The organism is Haladaptatus sp. SPP-AMP-3 (genome assembly GCF_049568665.1).
Taxonomy (GTDB): Archaea; Halobacteriota; Halobacteria; order Halobacteriales; family Haladaptataceae; genus Haladaptatus; species Haladaptatus paucihalophilus.
Genome location: NZ_CP145897.1, coordinates 1,668,988 through 1,685,242, shown reverse-complemented (window position 1 = coordinate 1,685,242; position 16,255 = coordinate 1,668,988). Strand labels below are relative to the sequence as shown.

General features: G+C 63.8%; 14 protein-coding genes. 6 read left to right on the top strand and 8 right to left on the bottom strand.

All coding sequences use genetic code 11. The annotated features are described in order from the left end of the window. Positions 1–31: 31 nt before the first annotated feature. The gene (gene uvrA, locus V5735_RS09480) at positions 32–2,974 is read right to left on the bottom strand and encodes an excinuclease ABC subunit UvrA (RefSeq protein ID WP_423743297.1); all 2,943 of its coding nucleotides are present in this window, start codon (positions 2,972–2,974) and stop codon (positions 32–34) included. Positions 2,975–3,163: 189 nt separating this feature from the next. On the opposite strand from uvrA, the gene V5735_RS09475 reads away from it, so the two are divergent. Together V5735_RS09475 and V5735_RS09470 are read left to right on the top strand one after the other, a co-directional pair. Beyond that, on the top strand, positions 3,164–5,071 hold the full coding sequence (locus V5735_RS09475; RefSeq protein ID WP_423746013.1) for an ABC transporter ATP-binding protein: 1,908 nt from the start codon (positions 3,164–3,166) through the stop codon (positions 5,069–5,071). Positions 5,072–5,116: 45 nt separating this feature from the next. Further along, positions 5,117–5,695, top strand: coding sequence for an LURP-one-related/scramblase family protein (locus V5735_RS09470; protein ID WP_423743296.1), 579 nt, complete (start codon positions 5,117–5,119; stop codon positions 5,693–5,695). A 6-nt stretch (positions 5,696–5,701) separates the two neighbouring features. Here the strand turns inward: V5735_RS09470 and V5735_RS09465 are convergent, their stop codons facing one another. Then, positions 5,702–6,439, bottom strand: coding sequence for an SDR family NAD(P)-dependent oxidoreductase (locus V5735_RS09465; RefSeq protein WP_423743295.1), 738 nt, complete (start codon positions 6,437–6,439; stop codon positions 5,702–5,704). Positions 6,440–6,544: 105 nt separating this feature from the next. Between V5735_RS09465 and V5735_RS09460 the strand changes: the two genes are divergently transcribed. After that, positions 6,545–6,994 (top strand): universal stress protein, encoded by a 450-nt coding sequence (locus tag V5735_RS09460; RefSeq protein WP_423743294.1) that lies wholly within the window; start codon positions 6,545–6,547, stop codon positions 6,992–6,994. Between the two features lie 34 nt (positions 6,995–7,028). Here V5735_RS09460 and V5735_RS09455 read toward each other — a convergent pair whose 3' ends face one another. Next, on the bottom strand, positions 7,029–7,421 hold the full coding sequence (locus V5735_RS09455; protein ID WP_423743293.1) for a hypothetical protein: 393 nt from the start codon (positions 7,419–7,421) through the stop codon (positions 7,029–7,031). A 130-nt stretch (positions 7,422–7,551) separates the two neighbouring features. On the opposite strand from V5735_RS09455, the gene V5735_RS09450 reads away from it, so the two are divergent. Continuing rightward, positions 7,552–8,529 (top strand): ROK family protein, encoded by a 978-nt coding sequence (locus V5735_RS09450; RefSeq protein WP_007979884.1) that lies wholly within the window; start codon positions 7,552–7,554, stop codon positions 8,527–8,529. Between the two features lie 336 nt (positions 8,530–8,865). On the opposite strand, the gene V5735_RS09445 is transcribed toward V5735_RS09450, so the two are convergent. Then, complete coding sequence (locus V5735_RS09445; protein WP_423743292.1) at positions 8,866–9,582, bottom strand: DUF2103 domain-containing protein; 717 nt, start codon at positions 9,580–9,582, stop codon at positions 8,866–8,868. Positions 9,583–9,677: 95 nt separating this feature from the next. Here V5735_RS09445 and V5735_RS09440 point away from each other — a divergent pair, with 95 nt between their 5' ends. Beyond that, positions 9,678–11,093: a hypothetical protein gene (locus V5735_RS09440; protein WP_423743291.1), complete on the top strand. Its 1,416-nt coding sequence runs from the start codon at positions 9,678–9,680 to the stop codon at positions 11,091–11,093. 97 nt (positions 11,094–11,190) lie between these two features. On the opposite strand, the gene truD is transcribed toward V5735_RS09440, so the two are convergent. The 4 genes from truD to pth2 form a co-directional block, all read right to left on the bottom strand. After that, the gene (gene truD, locus V5735_RS09435; RefSeq protein ID WP_423743290.1) at positions 11,191–12,516 is read right to left on the bottom strand and encodes a tRNA pseudouridine(13) synthase TruD; all 1,326 of its coding nucleotides are present in this window, start codon (positions 12,514–12,516) and stop codon (positions 11,191–11,193) included. A gap of 37 nt (positions 12,517–12,553) precedes the next feature. Further along, positions 12,554–12,913: a DUF7344 domain-containing protein gene (locus V5735_RS09430; RefSeq protein WP_423743289.1), complete on the bottom strand. Its 360-nt coding sequence runs from the start codon at positions 12,911–12,913 to the stop codon at positions 12,554–12,556. Positions 12,914–13,002: 89 nt separating this feature from the next. Beyond that, positions 13,003–14,997: a PAS domain S-box protein gene (locus V5735_RS09425; protein WP_423743288.1), complete on the bottom strand. Its 1,995-nt coding sequence runs from the start codon at positions 14,995–14,997 to the stop codon at positions 13,003–13,005. Between the two features lie 111 nt (positions 14,998–15,108). Further along, complete coding sequence (gene pth2, locus V5735_RS09420) at positions 15,109–15,447, bottom strand: peptidyl-tRNA hydrolase Pth2 (RefSeq protein ID WP_007979870.1); 339 nt, start codon at positions 15,445–15,447, stop codon at positions 15,109–15,111. Between the two features lie 81 nt (positions 15,448–15,528). Here pth2 and V5735_RS09415 point away from each other — a divergent pair, with 81 nt between their 5' ends. Then, entirely contained in the window at positions 15,529–16,251 is a 723-nt protein-coding gene (locus V5735_RS09415) for a Yip1 family protein (protein WP_423743287.1), read from the top strand. Positions 16,252–16,255: the final 4 nt, after the last annotated feature.

Below are 16,255 nucleotides of genomic sequence, written 5' to 3'. Positions count from 1 at the left end.
CCGGTTTACGAGCGGTCTCGCGCGCCGGTCCTCAATCGTCCATCGCCGCGGGTGCGGGTCTGTCCGCACGTGGTCCGTCGAGTTCGACGTGTGGGAGTTTATCGCGAAGATACCGCCCGGTGTACGAGTCGTCGGCGCGCGCGATCTCCTCCGGCGTTCCGGTGGCGACGATTTCGCCGCCCTTCTCGCCGCCCTCGGGGCCGAGGTCGATGACGTGGTCCGCGTTCTTCACGAGGTCGAGTTCGTGCTCGATGACGGCGATGGTGTTGCCCTTGTCCGTCAGTCGCTGGAGCACCGAGACGAGTTTGCGCTCGTCCTCGTGGTGTAGGCCGGTCGTCGGTTCGTCCAGCAGGTACAGCGTCTCGCCCGCGTCCTTCTTGCCGAGTTCCTCGGCGAGTTTGATGCGCTGGGCTTCCCCGCCGGAGAGGGTCGTGGACGGCTGGCCGAGTTTCATGTAGTCCAGTCCCACGTCCTTCAGCAGTTTCAGGCGACGACGGACGCGCGAGTCGTGCTCGAAGAAGTCGTGGGCTTCCTCGACGGACATGTCGAGCACGTCCGCGATGGTCGCGCCGCGGTAGGTCACGTCCAGCGTCTCGTCGTTGTAGCGCGCGCCGTCACACTCCTCGCACGGAACGTACACGTCCGAGAGGAAGTTCATCTCGATTTTGACGGTGCCCTGCCCGCCACACTCCTCACAGCGCCCGCCCTTGACGTTGAACGAGAAGCGACCCTTCTCGTACCCGCGCTGTTTGGCGAGTTTCGTCTCGGCGAACGATTTGCGGATGTAATCGAACACGCCCGTGTATGTCGCGGGGTTCGACCGCGGCGTCCGACCGATGGGCGACTGGTCGATGAGTCGCACCTTCTCTATTTCGTCCATCCCCTCGATGGCGTCGTGTTCGCCGGGGTCCACCGAGGTGTTGTCGTTCATCTCGCGGGCCAGCCCCTTGTAGAGGATGTCGTGCATCAGGGTGGATTTGCCCGACCCGGACACGCCCGTGATGGCCGTGAACTTCCCGACCGGAATCTCCACGTCGAGGTCCTTGAGGTTGTGCTGGCGCGCCCCTCGAACCGTGAGGTGTGCGTCGCTCTCCCGACGCTCCTCGGGGACGGGGATCTCCTTTCGCCCGGCAAGGTAGTCGCCCGTGATGCTCTCCTCGTGGGCCATCACGTCCTCCACGTCGCCCTGCACGACGACTTCGCCGCCGCGCCTGCCGGGGCCGGGTCCGATGTCGATAACGTTGTCCGCCCGGCGCATCGTCTCCTCGTCGTGTTCGACGACGATGAGTGTGTTGCCCAAGTCGCGGAGTTCACACAGCGTGTTTAGCAGGCGGTCGTTGTCGCGCTGGTGGAGTCCGATCGAGGGTTCGTCCAGCACGTAGAGGACGCCGACCAGTCCCGAGCCGATTTGGGTCGCCAGTCGAATCCGCTGGCTCTCCCCGCCCGAGAGCGTCGAGGCCTCCCGGTCGAGCGTGAGATACTGCAGGCCGACCTCCTCCATGAAGCCGAGTCGGGCGCGAATCTCCTTCAGAATCTCCTCGGCGATGCGGTTCTGGCGGTCGGTCAGGTTGGCTTCGAGGTTCTCGAAGTGAACCAGCGCGTCCCCGATGGACATCCGGTTGACTTCGGAAATCGACGTGCCGTCGACGTACACCGAGCGACTTTCAGGGCGGAGTCGCGTGCCGTCACAGGCCGGACACTCCGTCACGGCCATGTAGTCCTCGATGTGGCCGCGCGCGCGGTCGCTGTCGGTTTCGACGTAGCGTCGTTCGAGGTTCGGGATGACGCCCTCGAACGGCTCTTCCTTCCGGCGGATGCCGTTCTTCGTGTTCCACTTGAACAGCACGTCCTCGTCGGTGCCGTAGAGGAATCCCTGTCGAACCTCCTCGCTGAGGTCCTCGAACGGCGTCGTCAACTCCACGCCGAAGTGTTCGGCGACGGAATCGAGTTGGCGGCGATAGTACGTCCGCTGGTAGCTCCACGGCTCGAAGACGTGCTTGAGCTGTTTCGACGGGTCCTCGACGACGAGATCCTCGTCTATCTCCTTCGTCTCGCCGATACCCTCACACTCGGGACACGCGCCGTGTGGACTGTTGAACGAGAAACTTCGCGTCTCGATTTCGCGGAAGTCGATGCCGCAACTCGTGCAGGCCAACTCCTCGGAGAACTCCACGACGAGTCGGTCGTCGCCGTCTCCAGCCAAGTCGCCCGTCGAGCGGGATTCGGACCCGAGGTTCACGTCTTCGGGCGCGTTCGGGACGATGAGTTTCATCACGCCCTCCGCTTCCTCCAGCGCGGTCTCCACGCTGTCGTTGATGCGGCTCCGGGCGTCCTCGCTGACCTTCACGCGGTCCACGATGACGTCGATGGTGTGGTCGTAGTTCTTGTCGAGGTCCGGGCGGTCGAGCGTCAAATCGAACCCCTCGCCGTCCACTTCGACGCGCGAGTAGCCGTCCGAAACGAGGTCGTCGAACAGGTCGGCGAACGCGCCCTTCTGGTCGCGGACGACCGGCGCGGCGATTTTCGCCTTGGTCCCCTCGGGTAAATCGAGCACCCGACGAACCATGTTCTGGGCGCTCTGCTCGCCGACTTCCCGCCCACATTGCGGACAGTGTGGCGTGCCGACGCGGGCGTAGAGCAGTCGCAAGTAGTCGTGCAGTTCCGTCACGGTTCCGACCGTCGAACGCGGGTTGTTCGCCGCGTTCTTCTGGTCGATGGAGATGGCGGGCGACAGGCCTTCGACGTTCTCGACCTGCGGTTTGTCCATCTGCCCGAGGAAGTTCCGGGCGTAGGCCGACAGGCTCTCGATGTAACGTCGCTGTCCTTCAGCGTACACCGTCTCGAAGGCGAGCGAGGACTTCCCCGACCCCGAAAGGCCGGTGACGACGTTGAACTCCTCGCGCGGAATCTTGACGTCGAGGTCTTTGAGGTTGTGCTCCTCGGCCCCCCGCACTTCGATGTAGTCCTTGCTCATCTATCCTCAGACAGCGACTGAACGAGGGTATGCCTATCGGTTGGGAATGCAAGCGGAGTGAAAGTGAAACGTGAGGAGACGGAACTGTGGGAGCCGAGACGCACCACCGAACGGGACATATTCGTTCGGTCCGTACCAAAGTAAGTGCCATCGAACACAGCGGTACCGGAGGAAGCGGAACGGCACACGATGTGGCGACTCTTCGCCGAGTACGGCCGCGGCTACTGGCCGCAGTTCGTCGCGGGATTCGTCGGGACGATACTCGGACGCCTCTCGGGTCTCCTGCCGCCGGTCATCCTCGGTATCGCCATCGATGCAATATTCCTGAACGAGCAGGCGTTTTCCCTCCCGCTAATCCCGTCGGCGTGGCTGCCGACGACGCCGTCCGGGCAGCTTTGGCTCTCCATCGGCGTCGTCCTCGCGTCGTTTCTCGTCGGTGCCGCGTTCTCGTGGCTGGAAGGGTGGGGCTGGAACGCGTTCGCACAGGGCGTCCAGCACGAGCTCCGCGTGGACACCTACGACAGGATGCAACTGCTCGACATGAACTTCTTCGACGGCAAGCAGACGGGCGAGTTGATGTCCATCCTGAACAACGACGTGAACCAGTTGGAGACATTTCTGAACGACGGGCTGAGTTCGGCGCTCCGCATCGCCGTGCTCATCGTCGGCATCGGCGGCATCCTGTTCACCCTCAATCCGGCGCTCGCGCTGGTGGCGCTGCTGCCGGTCCCCTTCCTCGCCGCGTTCACGTACCTGTTCGTCAGAACCATCCAGCCGAAGTACGCCGCGATGCGGGCGAGCGTCGGCGCGCTCAACTCCCGACTGGAGAACAACCTCGGCGGTATCCGCGTCATCAAGTCCGAAACCGCGGAATCCTACGAATCCGGCAGAATCGAGGATGCGTCCGGCGACTACTACGACGCGAACTGGGACGCCATCACGACCCGAATCACCTTCTTCCCCGGCCTGAGCCTCCTGACCGGCATCGGCTACGCCGTCACCTTCACCGTCGGCGGCTTTTGGCTGCTCTCGGGCGCGCCGGGGCCGCTCACCGGCGCGCTCGAACCCGGCGTGTTCGTCACCTTCGTCATCCTGAGCCAGCAGTTCATCTGGCCCATGGCGCAGTTCGGGCAGATAATCAACATCTACCAGCGCGCCGAGGCGTCGAGCGACCGGGTGTACTCGCTGATGAACGAACGGGGAACGCTCGACGAGAGCGCCGACGCGCCGGATTTGGACGTGACAGAGGGCGAAGTCGTCTACGACGACGTGGGATTCGGCTACGACGGGGAGACCGTCGTCTCGGACATCGATTTGCGCGCCGAACGCGGCGACACGCTGGCGCTCGTCGGGCCCACCGGGGCCGGGAAATCCACCGTCCTCAAACTCCTGCTCCGCATGTACGACGTTGACGAGGGAGCCATCCGCATCGACGGCACCGACATCCGCGACGTGAACCTCCGCAGTTTGCGGCGGTCGGTCGGCCACGTCAGTCAGGAACCGTTCCTCTTCTACGGGTCGGTGAAGGAGAACATCGCGTACGGGACGTTCGACGCGACGGACGACGAAATCGAGACGGCCGCGGAAGCCGCCGAGGCGCACGAGTTCATCGTCAACCTGCCCGACGGCTACGACACCAAAGTCGGCGAGCGCGGCGTGAAGCTTTCGGGCGGTCAGCGCCAGCGACTCTCCATCGCGCGGACGGTTCTCAAGGACCCAGAAATCCTCGTCCTCGACGAGGCGACGAGCCACGTCGATACCGAAACCGAGGCCCTCATCCAGCGCAGTCTCTCCTCGCTCGTGGACGAGAAGACGACGTTCGCCATCGCACACCGCCTCTCGACCATCAAGGACGCGGACGAAATCGTCGTCCTCGACGACGGCGAAATCGTCGAACGCGGCACTCACGACGATTTGCTCGCGCTCGACGGCCTGTACGCGAACCTCTGGCACGTGCAAGCCGGGGAGATAGACGCCCTCCCGCGGGAGTTCATCGAGCGGGCGATTCGACGGCGCGCGGAAATCGAAGATAGCGATGTCGACGGCGACGGCGATATCGGGGTCACGGAAGCACAGGCGGACGGCGGAGAGCGATAGCCTCGCCCCCACATTTAAATACAATAACACGACAAGCTGTGAACAATGAAACCTCCAACGCGGCGCGACATCGGCGGTATCGTTCTCGACGACGATACGTACACGGTCGAACAGAGCCACTTCCGGAACAAGTACAAAGTGTACGATTCCGCCGGGAACCTCGTCCTGAAGTCGAAACAGAAGCTGTTCAAGATGAAAGAAGAGTTTCCGTTTCACGACGCCGACGGGAACGTCGTCTTTCGGGTGAAAGCGAAGAACGTCTTCGATGTCGCTGGCGATTACATCCTCGTGGACGAACGCTCGGGCGAACCGGTGGTGGTTCTCGACAAGAACTTCACCTTCTTCCACCACCGCTGGACGATACGACTCCCGGACGGAACCGAACTCGCGGAAGTCGCCTCCAGAAGTGCGGTCCTCGAAGCGCTGCGGTCGCTCATCGACGTCCTCTCGTTCCTCCCGCACAAGTACTCAATCACCTCGCCCGAGGGAGATTCCATCGGCGAAATCCAGGGCCACTTCTCGCTCCGCGACAAGTACGACGTTCGCATCCACGACACGGGGTCGATACCGAAAACGGCGCTCGTCGCGGGAGCGATAGCCATCGACGCGCTGGAAGGGAACTGACCCGACTCAGACCTTCTCCGGCAACCAACCGCCGTCCACTTCGACGTTCACGCCGCTCAGGTAGTCGCTGTCTTCGTCCACGAAGAAGCGCAGCGCCTGCCCCATGTCCTCGAACTTCGCCGGTTCGCCGCGAGGCAGGTCGTCGGGGAACACGTCCGAGTTTTCGACCACGTAGGGCGAAATCGCGTTGACGGTCACGCCGTCCGCTTGGGTGTCCGCGGCGAGCATCCGGGTGAACATCAGGACGCCCGCCTTGGCGATGAAGTACGGGGCGTTCTTCGGGTTGATGAGTCCCTTCTCCGCGCTGGCGTAGCCGACGTTGACGATTCGACCGAATCCCGCCTCGCGCATCTCCGGGAGCGCCCGCTTCGAACAGAGGTAGGTTCCGTTGATGTTGCCGTTCAGCACCGCGTTCCACCGGTCGAAGGAGATGTCCTCCCAGTGGTCGGGTGCGAACGGGCCGACGTTGTTCACTAGCACGTCCACGCTTCCAAGTTCGGACTCGACGGTCGAAAAGAGGGCGTCCACTTCGTCCGGGTCGGTGACGTTCCCCTGCACGGTCGTCGCTTCGACGCCGTTCTCCTGTGCACTCTCGGCGACGTCCCGCGCCTCGTCCGCACTCGAATGGTAGTGAACGGCCACGTCTGCCCCGCAGTCGGTGAGCGAGAGGAGGAGTTCCCGGCCGATGCCCTTCGAACTTCCCGTGACCAGCGCGACTCGTCCGTCCAGTTTCGGCGTTATCATACGGTCCGCTTCGCGGCGAAGTCCCAACTAGCTTGACATCCCGATTATCTCGCTTTTGAGTGAATCTCCCCCTATATTTAATATTCTGCATGGAGAGTTGCTACCATGGCAATAGAGACGATTCTTCTCGCGGTAGGACCGGGCGACGCGGACCGAACCGGACGACTCGCCGACGCCGTTATCGACGTGGCCGGGCCGACCGGCGCGACGGTCGTCCTCGCACACGTCTTCACCGATGACGAGTTCGACGACGTTGTAGACCGACTCGACTACGACCCGGCCGGGAAACCCAACTCGGACGAGGTGGCGGCCCGACACGCGACGATTCGCTCGCTTTCGGACGCGCTGGACGCCGAGGACATCGGCTACTCGGTTCGGGGTGCGATCGGCGAGCACGGCGAAACCATCGTCGACCTCGCCGAGGACGTGAACGCCGATAGCGTCTTCGTCGGCGGCCGCAAGCGCTCGCCGACCGGGAAGGCCGTTTTCGGCAGCACCGCACAGGAAGTGATGCTTTCCGCTCCCTGCCCCGTGACGTTCGTCCGCGAGGACTGAACCCCCGCAATCGGACGTCGCGCTTTTTTGTCTCTCACTCCTCCGCGCGTTCCTGCCAGCGTCGTTGAATTCGCCGCTCTCGGATGTGTCGTTCCCCGTCGGCGACTTCCTCTCGCGTCGCTCGTTCGAACGCCTCGATGTTGCGGAGGAACTCCGTTTCGAACGATTCGACCAACTCGTAGGTCCATCGGTCGCCGCCGAGGACGCCACACGGGAGGATTTCGTCGCGGATGTGGTCCGCGAGGTCGTCGTGCCCGGCGGCGCGGAGGTGGGTTTCGGCCTCGCTGAAGTGTTCCATCGCGTGGCCGGTGGCGTGATGGAACTGGACGAGGTAGCCGTGTCCCTTCCGGAGCCCTTCGATACCCAGTTCGAGTTCGTGGAGCGCGGATTCCGTCTCGTCGTCGATGGCCGGGAGGTCGTCCGCCATATTCCACTCAACGCCGTCGAACCAGTTAACTCCGACAGGCGAACGGCCGAACCTCTCGGGTCGTCGAAAGAAACTCGACGGCGAGTAAATGCCTGTAGTTAAGTGGGACGGACGACGTTTGTTCACCTGAATGGCCTACTACGCGGGTGTAGACCTGGGGGCGACCAACGTCAGGGCGGCGGTTGCCGACGAAGGCGGCAACGTCGTCAGCACGTACGACCGCGGTACGCCACAGGGACCGACCGGCATCGCGGTTACTGAAGCAGTGCTCGAATGCATTCGCGGGGCGTGTTCGAACGCGACCATCGACCCCAGTGAGATTCGGGCGGCAGGCATCGGCAGCATCGGCCCGTTGGACCTCGCGGAGGGTGCGGTCGATAATCCGGCGAACCTGCCGGACACCATCGACCGAATCCCCCTGACGGGACCGGTGGGGAAACTCATCCACAGCGAGCGCGTGACCCTCCACAACGACACCAACGCGGGCGCTATCGGACAGCGGTTCTACAGCGACCGCAACCCCGACGACATGGTGTACATCACGATTTCGAGCGGTATCGGCGCGGGCGTCACCGTGGACGGTAACGTCCTCACCGGCTGGGACGGCAACGCGGGAGAGGTGGGGCACATGATAGTCGACCCGCACGGCAGGCGAACCTGTGGCTGCGGCAAGGAGGGCCACTGGGAGGCCTACTGCTCGGGCAATAACATCCCAGAGTACGCACGGATGCTCGCCGAGGAGGACGAAACCGTATCGACCGCGCTCCCGCTCGACGACCCCGATTTCTCCGCGAAAGACGTGTTCGAGAACGCCGGTATCGACCCCTTCGCCGACCACGTTATCGAACAACTCGCCCACTGGAACACGGTCGGCGTGGCGAACGTCGTCCAAGCGTACGCGCCGCTGGTCGTCTACCTCGGCGGTGCCGTCGTGCTCAACAACGAGGAACTCGTCGTCGACCCGATTCGGGAGCGCGTCGGCAACCACCTGCTGAACAATCAGCCGGACGTCCAGCTCACGACGCTCGGCGATGAAGTCGTGTTGAAAGGTGCAATCGCGAGCGCGCTGACGGATGGTACCGGCGACGAAACACGTTTGGCCGACTGATTTTCGAGACGTGAAGTTCGAGGGATGTGGCCGATTCGGATTTTCGGGTTAGTGCGATTGCTGTGGTTTCGTCCGTGGATGACCTCTCGGAACGCGTCGGTCGTGTTCCGGTGTGCGTCGGTCGTGATTTCCCCGTGCGTGCAAGTACGGACGTCACATGACTGCCACCGCACCGCATCAGCCACACCCTCCCCAACCGATTGCGCTTCTCGCTTCGCTGTGATGCTCATCCCTCGCGCGCTTCAGCGAGGCGACTCGGACGACACGTCCTCGTCCCCGCGCCAGCGCACGCCGGAATGGCTGGGTGCTACTCCACGAAATCGAACTGCTTCGTCCTCATCGAAAGCCGCTCTCTTCGAGGGCCTCGTTCAGGTCCTCCCGGATTCGCTCGCCGAGGTCGCGGTCCATGGCGGTGGTGACGACGCGGTTTTCCTGCACGCTGGACCCGTCGCGGAGGAGGAGTCGGACGTTCCCGTTCTCGTCGGCGCGGGTGGCCTTGGCGCGGACCCCGGAGTCGGAACTCGCACCCCCCGCGTTGATGGGGCCGGGAATGATTTTCTTGACGTGCGGGTGGCAGGCGACTTCCCGAATCACGCGCATGCCGTCGCGGTTGCCGATGAGGGTGGTGTGCGTTCCGCCGATTTTCTCGGCGGGGTCGAGGTCCACGACTTCGAGCGAGCGCTCGCCGCGCCGCGCCAGCACCTCCTCGACGGGGTTCTCGTCGCCGACGCGGTAGAAATCGTAGTGGAGTTGGGCGCGGACGGCGCGAATCACGCCGCGGTCGCCCGCCGCGTACACGTCCTCGGGGTGTTTCCGTCGCACTTCGTCGGCGATGCGCCCCGCGAAGTTACGGAGTTCGACGACCTCGGTTTCGCCCTCCTCGGGCGTGGTGCTGACGCCCGTCTTCCCGACCACGGTTTCGTCGTTGAGCATCGTGATGTCGGCGTGGTCGCGGGTCACGGCGAGAACGACGGAATCGGCGTTCTGCGTTCGACAGACGAGGCAGTAGTCGCCCGGGCGTTCGAGCGAGGACGCACACTGCCGACAGTTCATGCGCGTTCTTTCCCAATCGCGGCGTTTAACCTCGGCGTTTCGACGACGCGTTCGGTGAGGGAAAGAAAAATATCGGATGAAATACAATTGTGGGTATGCGTTCATTCCTCTCCCTCACTTCCCGGTGCTCACTCTTCTCCCCCTCCTCCCGGCGTTCACTCCTCTCCCTGCTCGTCCTCCTGTGGATTCTCACGGTGGGTGTTGCGACGCCCGCTTCGAGTGCGCCACCGCCGGAGCCGTTCTGTGGCCCGTGCGGGGGTAGCTTCACCGAAGAGGCACACCAGTACGCCGAAACCCTCGGCGTCGAAAACGTGACGTTCGACGTCGAGCGCAGCACTGCCGCGATTCGGGTTCACGACAACGGCACCGCGACGTGGACGGTGGAAAACCGGCTTGCGAGCGCGGAAACGGCGCGGTACTTCCGCGAGAACGGATGGGTGCTCGACGAAATCGCCGAGAACGCTGGTCCCGGTTCCTCCCTCGACCCCGAACCGTTCCTCGACGCTCGCGTCGTCGGCACGAAGACGGTCGTCCTTCGGTACCGGACGAGCGCCGCCGCGACTGCTCCGGGCGGCGTCGTCCGGTTCGACGGTTTTCGACACGCACGGGAGGGGTCGATTTCGGGACTCGGGGCCGACCGACTGACGGTCGTCGGGCCGCCCGGAACCGTCGTCACCCGCGCGCCGCGGGGGGCCAGCGTGGACGGCAATTCCTTCTCCCTGACCGCCTTCCGCGACACCGGAGACGGTGCGTTCGTCGCGTTCGCACGGTCGGGCGGGATTGCCGGTGAGGCGTGGAGTTTCGTGGCCGTCACGCTACCGCTGTCCGGTGACATCGCGTTCAACCTCCTCTTCGACGTTCTCCTCCCGGCGGGCGTCCTGTTCGCGCTCCTCGTCGGCTTCGTTCGACTCGGGGGTCGAGAGGGAAGCCGAAACGAACGGACGCTTCGTTCGGTCGCGGGTATCGTCAGCGTTCTCGGCGTTCTCGCGTTGTTCGTCGGAACCCTCCGATTGAATCGCACCGTCTCGGGCTACTCGATGGGTATCGTCGTGGCCGGTGGAACCTACGCCGTCCTCGGGTTGCTGGCGTTCAGCGACGTCCGGCCGACGTTTTACCGTACGGTGGCCACCGCCCTCCTCGCGTGGGTGGTCGGCCTCTGTGTGGCGATGCTGGCGGCCGTCGCCGTCGATTCGGCCGTCGCCGCTCGGCTCTTCGCCTCGAACCCGTACGCGATACGCAAATTCCTGTTCGCGGCGTTTTCGGTCCTTCTGGCGTCGTTCATGACCGTCGTCGGCTACGCCGCCGCGGTTCGCCGCCACAGGCGGATGGCTCTCGCGGTTCCGCCCGTCGCGTTCGCCGTCGTACTCGCACTGACGACACCGGTCACTCGGGTCAGAGGCCCGAATGACTTCTTGCTTTCCGTTTTCTTGCTCGTGTATCTCCTCGTCTTCGTCGCACTGGTCGGTCTGCCAGCCTTCCTGCTCGGACGCACGATTCCGAACGGACGGTAGGCTCGGGGGACGGTATGGTCGGGTAAATCGGGCGATAGAGCACGCGAGGTGGGGTCAAAGAAGGGGGAGCGTCGAGGTACAGGCGGCCCGCAGTCGCCTACCCCATATCGAGCGGATTCGCTTTCAGGAACTCCCGGAGGAAGACGGTGGCGTACGATCCGGACGGGAGCGAAAATTTGAACGAGAGCGGGTCGTGAGAGAGCGAGAAGTCGCTTCCGAGAAGTATCGCGCGGCGGGTGCCGGTCGAGTGGAACTCGCCCGGGAGGTTGAAATGGTGCGGTTCGAGGTCGAGGTCGTCGAGGATTTCGCGTTCGATGTCTCCCTGCTCCCCCTCGGCGAGTTCCGTCTCGGTGCCGACCAGCGGCGCGGTGACGAACGCCCGGCCCCGCCGACAGTGGCGCTCGATGGTTCGGACGCGCTTTTCGCTCACGGTCTGCTGGCGGTCCATGTCGGGAACGGTGAAGCCGTCTACCTCCTCCGCGAAACACACCACGTCGCCCGCGACCGGTTTGTCGAACGAAAGCCCGCGCCGAAGTCGCTCGCTCAGGATGCGGTTGAACACGTACGACTGGGCGGCATTGACGAGCAACCGTTGGAGGTTCGTCGGGAGCGATTCGAGCGCGTCCCGGAAGTCCTCGGGGTCGGTGCCGCCGTTTTCGACGAGTCGATGGGCCATCGAGCGCTCGAACCCGAGTCGTCCCGGTAGGGCGTCGAGCACGGCGTCCCAGTTCGGCGCGAGGTTCTCGACGCGCTCGCGGGCCTCCCGCGTGTCTTCCGGTTCCGTCTCGAACGGGTTGCCGACGTAGGCCATCACCGCCGCCTCCCACTCCTCGCGGACGACGTGCAGGCCGACCTCGTGCGTCACCGGCCGGAGACTGCCGAACCGTTGCTGGCCGAAGAAGTTGGGAACCGCGAGCCCCCCGTCCCCGCCAGCGAACGCGCGCAGTTGAGCCGCGATTTCGTCCGCGTTCTCCGGGTGGTCCGGATTCGAGATGGTAATTTCGAACTCGTTGCCCACGAGGTCGCCGAACAGGAGTTCCCGTCCAGCGCGGCCGACCGGTTCGAGTTCGGCGGCGCGCATCTCCGGCAGGTCGTCCGGCTCGACCTTTCGGAGGCTGAACAGTTGGGTCGTCACCGCGCGCTTGTCCTTCGTCCCGGCCCACGACACCCGCTCGCGGCTGATTCCGAGCGCGCTGGAGAGGCTCCGGGCGAAGTCGTTGGTATCCCACCCGTGGAGCGTCGCGCGGAGTATCAGATACGGGTACGAGCCGGGGTCCGCGTCGAGCGGGTCCGCGTCGAATCGTTCAATCTCTCTCACTCGGAAGTCCTCGTTCGTCTCCCGGAGGGTTCCCCCCACGCCGTCCTCGTCGCTGACGTAATACTCCATGCCGACCGCGGTCTCGATGGGATGTGCCTCGCGCATTCGTCCGGTCCTTACGTCCGAACCGAATTAAAAAACCCTACTCGCTCGTCGGGATGCAGTCCGTCGCCACCTCGATTCGCTCTCCGGGTTCGACGACCCCGGATTTGGCGTCGTAGTCGACGAGTCCGATGGACTCCATCTTGGGCAGGTGGACGTGATACAGCAGTATTTCCGCCTCCGTCGCGTCTTCGTCGTCGATTTCGGTGATACTGGTGTCGGCCTCCCACGCCGCGACGTGGTAGGCGAGGTCCCCCATCGTGGTCGGCGTCGTCGCATCGGAGAGGAACGAAAGGACGTATCGTCGGTACGGGCTGCTAAGAACGTCGAACAACGTTTCGACCGATATCTCGGTTCGTGTGTTCGCCGGGGATGTTCGCGTCGTTGTTTGTCTCTCCATCAATCGTGTAGTGGTACGTCGTGGGTAAGTACGCAGTACCTACGTACGTTGGCTCGTGTCGTGTGTCACACGCCCCATCGAACCACATTTCACTCCATCATGCTGTCGAAAAACGACGACGCGAGCTTCCCTTCCGCCTTTCGAAGGTGTTGATGAAGCGTCGCCGGTGCGATTCCCATCGACTCCGCGACCTGTTCGGCCGTGCTCTCGCGCGGCCAGTCGTAGTATCCGGCCAGATACGCGGCGTGGAACGCCGACCGCTGTCGGTCGGTGAGGTTCGTCGAAAGCACGTCTCGGGACCGCCGTTCCGACCGTTCGGTTCGCTCGACGTCACGCTTTGCGACGAGTTCGATATCGGGATACGTGGACTGAATCGACGTCAGTAGGGTTCGTATATCGGTTTCCCGCGTCACCTCGACGACGACCTCCTCCACGCCGTCGTGTGCCCGCGCCGTCCGAACCTTCGCGCTGGATTCGATGAAGCTCTCGACGAGCGACGACGAAACCGTCAACACGAGAAGCCCCTCGTCGTCGTGAATCCAGACGACGCGCGAATCGTTCACGGTTGAGACCGTTTCGGCGGTATCCGCCACCCGTTTCGGTTGCGCGTCCTCGACGCGAACGTAGTAGAGATACCGACCGTCGGACGTCGGGACGGTTCCGTCGAGGACGAGCGTACCGTCGATTTGACGCGATACGTTGACCAGCAGTGCTTCGTCGTCCGTAACGCGGAACATCAGTTCGACGGCCGCTTGGTCCGTCGCGAGGAGTTTCTTGTTCTCGGTCGCGTTGATGGCGAACCCGACGAGTTCGCCGAGCGTGTCGAACCCGGCGGCTTCCCGCTCGCTGAACGCGTCGGTTCGTGTCGCGTACACCACCAACACGCCGTACGTCGTCTGCCCGTACGAGAGCGGGACCGCGATTCCCGAACGGAGTCCACGCTCTAACCCTCCCTCACGGAGACGGTCGGTGAGGACGGTCGTTTTGGAGAAATCGCGGACGACGACGTGCCGCCCCGTCCGGAACGCCTTCGTCGCAGGGCGTTCCCAAACTTCGTTCTCTCGCTCGACCTCTCCGACGAGTTCGTGGAACGCTTGGTCGTCCCCGGCGAGTGCTTGCGGGACGAGACTGTCCTCGACGAGGTCGTGATCGCCGACCCACGCGAACCGATAGAGGTCGGAGTCGGCGAGTCGAGTACACACCGTCTCTTCTATCTCCTCGCGCGTCGCCGCGCCGACGAGTTCGTGAATCACCTCCCGCACGAGTTCGTTGATACGGTTCAGCGTCTCCACTTCGTCGCGCTGCTGGCGGAGTTCGCGTTCGCGGCGGCGGCGGTCGGTGATGTTCGAAACCGACGCCACGACTTCCACGGGGGTTCCCTCGTCGTCGAACACAGGCGCGCTTTTGACCGACAGCCACACGCGCTCGCCGTCGGGCCGTTCGACACCTATCACCGTATCGTACACCGGTTCTTCGTTGCGGATGGTTTTGGCGAAGGGGAGTTCGGCGGGCGGCATGGGTGCTCCCGTTTCGTCGATGGCGTTCCAGCGGTCGTCGTCGTACGTTCGGTCGAGTATCTCGCTTTTCGGAAGACCGAGAATTGTCTCGGCCCGCTCGTTCGCTTCGATGAGCTGGCCGTCGCCGTCGAGGATGAGGATGCCGATGGGACTCGTTTCGAGCAGTTGTCTCGTCCGGTCGCGCTCCCTTCGAAGCGTTCGCTCGCGCTTTCGGCGCTTCGAGAGATTGCGTCCCGTTCCGGCGAACCCACCGACGGTCCCGTCTTCGTCGGTGAGCCGCGTCGCGTTGAACTCGTACGGAACGTGCTCGCCGTCCTTCGTCACGAGCGCCGACTGGCGTGTCTCGGTGGTGTCGCCCAACAGCACCGCGTCGATGGCCGTCGCTATCTCCTCTTCGTCTTCCGCCGGAATGAAATCGAGCGGCGCCATTCCGTCGAGCTCGTCGTCATCGTAGCCAGTCACTTCCGTGAGTCGGTCGTTCCACTCGGCGAGCGTCCCGTCCGCGTCGAAAACGTAGAACACGTCCGGTAGCGTGTCGAGTACGGCGTTGACGGTCGATTCGTCCATCAGTGGTCGGGTAAGCTCTTTGGTAACACAGTTCGTGGCCTAGCGGATGTGAGAGACTCGGTCAGCAAAAGGTTTGTGGCCTGATATCTTTTAGTGAGGTTTCGCTCGGTATCAATACAGCGACAGCGAGCCCGTCACTCGGTCCACGAGGTCGTCGTCCGCCGGGCCGACGGCGAGCGCCGTCACGGTTCCCGGGTCGAGTTGCGTGTGACCCGCGTCGCGGATGATGGCGTGCGGGAGTCCCTCCGCCCGCGCCTTCTCCGCGAGGCGGAACACTTCGTCCTCGCCTCCGGCCTTCAGGACGACCTTCTTCTGCCCCTCTCCCTTCCACTGCTTTCGCGCTCGCTCTCCGGTGTCCTCGTACGCCGAGAGGGACGCGTGTGCCACTTGCGCGGCCAGTTTTCCCTTCCCCATCCCGATGTCGGTTCGGGCGACGATTGCCTGCTTCATAATCGAGCGTCGTAGTAGCGAACCAAAACGCTGGCTACTCGATTCGAGAAAGCTTATACCACATGACAAAAACCGAGAACTATGATTTTCGATGCCCTCGTCCGTCCCGACCGGTTCTTCGAGAACCGAGCCCCGCGGCCGAGCCTCGCAAGCGCGTTCGGCGTCGTCCTCGTGGTCGCGCTCGTCACGACCGCCGTCTTCGGATTTGTTGGCTGGTCGATGAGCCAGCGGATGACCGGAACGACGAAAATTGACAATCCGAACCGTCCGGACGAAGTGTTCTGCGACGGGTTCGCCGCCGGTGGTGCGGCGAACCTCTCCACGGGGTGTGACAGACCCGAACAGAAGACCGTCGTCATCGGCAACCTCGTCTGGGAGGGGTTCCAGAAGAAAATCCCGTTCGTCTTCATCACCGTCCTCTTGGCGTGGCCCCTGATCGCAGTCGGCCTTCACGTCGCGTCGGCGGTGGCGGGTGGTGAGGGGTCGTTCTCGAACACGCTCGCGGTCGCCGGATGGGGGATGCTCCCTTCCCTCGTCCAGATGCTCGTCGGTATCGGATTGTTCTTCCTCGCGCTTCGGGGGGCGGACCTCTCGGGGAGCGACCCGCAGGTCGTCCTCGACCAACTGCAATCGCTCGTGGCGACGGCGCGCGGGGGAACGTTGTTCGTGTCCGCGCTCGGGACGGCGTGGCAGTGGGTCGTGTGGACGTACGGATTGAAACACGCCCGACGGCTCTCGACGGCGGCGGCCGCGGCGGCCGCCGGAGCCATCGCCTTCCTCTCGTTCCTCCCCACGCTCGCCTGACGAC

What these genes read in the sequence shown, in the direction of transcription:
- truD (WP_423743290.1), bottom strand. Translation starts at nt 12,516, where the DNA reads ATGCGCGAGGCACATCCCATCGAGACCGCGGTCGGCATGGAGTATTAC.
- V5735_RS09470 (WP_423743296.1), top strand. Translation starts at nt 5,117, where the DNA reads ATGAAACCTCCAACGCGGCGCGACATCGGCGGTATCGTTCTCGACGAC.
- V5735_RS09465 (WP_423743295.1), bottom strand. Translation starts at nt 6,439, where the DNA reads ATGATAACGCCGAAACTGGACGGACGAGTCGCGCTGGTCACGGGAAGT.
- V5735_RS09425 (WP_423743288.1), bottom strand. Translation starts at nt 14,997, where the DNA reads ATGGACGAATCGACCGTCAACGCCGTACTCGACACGCTACCGGACGTG.
- uvrA (WP_423743297.1), bottom strand. Translation starts at nt 2,974, where the DNA reads ATGAGCAAGGACTACATCGAAGTGCGGGGGGCCGAGGAGCACAACCTC.
- V5735_RS09475 (WP_423746013.1), top strand. Translation starts at nt 3,164, where the DNA reads ATGTGGCGACTCTTCGCCGAGTACGGCCGCGGCTACTGGCCGCAGTTC.
- pth2 (WP_007979870.1), bottom strand. Translation starts at nt 15,447, where the DNA reads ATGAAGCAGGCAATCGTCGCCCGAACCGACATCGGGATGGGGAAGGGA.
- V5735_RS09455 (WP_423743293.1), bottom strand. Translation starts at nt 7,421, where the DNA reads ATGGCGGACGACCTCCCGGCCATCGACGACGAGACGGAATCCGCGCTC.
- V5735_RS09460 (WP_423743294.1), top strand. Translation starts at nt 6,545, where the DNA reads ATGGCAATAGAGACGATTCTTCTCGCGGTAGGACCGGGCGACGCGGAC.
- V5735_RS09450 (WP_007979884.1), top strand. Translation starts at nt 7,552, where the DNA reads ATGGCCTACTACGCGGGTGTAGACCTGGGGGCGACCAACGTCAGGGCG.
- V5735_RS09445 (WP_423743292.1), bottom strand. Translation starts at nt 9,582, where the DNA reads ATGAACTGTCGGCAGTGTGCGTCCTCGCTCGAACGCCCGGGCGACTAC.
- V5735_RS09440 (WP_423743291.1), top strand. Translation starts at nt 9,678, where the DNA reads ATGCGTTCATTCCTCTCCCTCACTTCCCGGTGCTCACTCTTCTCCCCC.
- V5735_RS09430 (WP_423743289.1), bottom strand. Translation starts at nt 12,913, where the DNA reads ATGGAGAGACAAACAACGACGCGAACATCCCCGGCGAACACACGAACC.
- V5735_RS09415 (WP_423743287.1), top strand. Translation starts at nt 15,529, where the DNA reads ATGATTTTCGATGCCCTCGTCCGTCCCGACCGGTTCTTCGAGAACCGA.